The organism is Kitasatospora putterlickiae (assembly GCF_039527695.1).
Lineage (GTDB): Bacteria > Actinomycetota > Actinomycetes > Streptomycetales > Streptomycetaceae > Kitasatospora > Kitasatospora putterlickiae.
Genome location: NZ_BAAAKJ010000284.1, coordinates 1 through 1272, shown reverse-complemented (window position 1 = coordinate 1272; position 1272 = coordinate 1). Strand labels below are relative to the sequence as shown.

Below are 1272 nucleotides of genomic sequence, written 5' to 3'. Positions count from 1 at the left end.
CCGTCCCGGCCGTCCCGGGCGCCTCGGGCCCCTCGGACCGCTGGGCCGCCTCGGGCTCCTCGGGCGCCTCGGGCGGTGGTGCGGCGACGCCCACCAGGCCCGCGGCGAGGTCCGCCACCTTGCGGTTGGTGTCCTGGGAGAGGCGCACCAGGTGCTCGAAGGCCTCGTCGGGGGTGCAGCCGAGCCGTTCGGTGAGCATGCCCTTGGCCTGCTCGATGACGCCCCTGCTGCGCATCGCCCGGCGCAGCCCCTCGGCCTCGGTGCGCAGCCGGTCCACGGCCTCGCGCAGCACGGCGGTCTCCTCGGCGCCCGATGGCTTGCCGGGGCGCGCGGGATCGCGCCCCGAGGCGGCCGGCGGACCGGGCACGGTCACTCCCGCCAGCGCAGCACGGCGCCGAGGCCGCCGGCCGGGCCGGGTACGGACGCGGGGACGGCGAGGGCGTCGGCCCCGTCGGCGACGGCGCAGCGCAGCAGCGCGTCCGCGGCGGGGGCCTGACCGGGGTGGGGGACGCCCATGCCCCGCACCTCGTTGCGCCGGACGCCGACCTGGTCGGGTTCGGGCCCGGTCCACACCGGCCGGTCCGGGTCGTGGCCGCCCTCCTGCAGGAGCAGGGTGGCGAGCCGGTGCCGCCGGGCGGCTTCGACGACGGCCGGCACGCCCTGGGCGGCGGCGCCGGGGGCGGTCTCGACGCCCTCGGCCGTCCCGGTGTGCTCGCCGGGACGGCCGACGCCGGAGCGGAAGGCGTCCAGTGCCTCGTCCAGGCGGCGTTCCCGGTGGGCGGCCCAGGCCTCGGTGAGCCTGCGTTCGAAGGCCTCGCGGGCGGTGCCGGCGGCCCGGACGCCGCCGTCGATCTCCAGGGTGTCGGGGAGCAGCCGGCGTGGCAGCCGCTGGTGGACGGCGCGGCGCTCGCGGGCGTCGCCGGTGAGGACCAGCAGCCGGGCGCCGCTCTCCGGCCAGATCCGGGCGAGGTGGTCGGCGATGATGCCGGCGGTGCGCTCCCAGGCGTCCTCGCGGCGGTGGCGGTAGTGCCACTCGTAGCGGTCGGCGGGCGGGGCGCGGTGGCCGCGGCCCTGCCACTGGGGAGTGTCGACGGCACCGAGGGGCGCGGTGCGGCCGAGGTCGCGCCGGTCGAGGTCGGCACCGGTCCGGTCGACGGTGGCGATCAGGCAGGTGGCGGCGGTGTCGCCGAGCAGGCCCAGCAGGGGCGCGGTGTGCGGCAGGGGCGCCCAGGCGGCGTCCACGTCGGGCGGTGAGGCGGCGAGCGGGACGTC

2 protein-coding genes are annotated in these 1272 nt (G+C 79.8%); both read right to left on the bottom strand.

Translation table 11 applies throughout. The features are described from left to right. Positions 1-292 (bottom strand): ANTAR domain-containing protein (locus tag ABD308_RS27655; RefSeq protein ID WP_344340002.1); only part of this gene is annotated, 292 nt, incomplete at its 3' end. Positions 293-369: 77 nt separating this feature from the next. Further along, positions 370-1272, bottom strand: a 903-nt coding sequence (locus ABD308_RS27650) for a baeRF2 domain-containing protein (RefSeq protein WP_344340000.1), incomplete at its 5' end; no start/stop codon positions are given.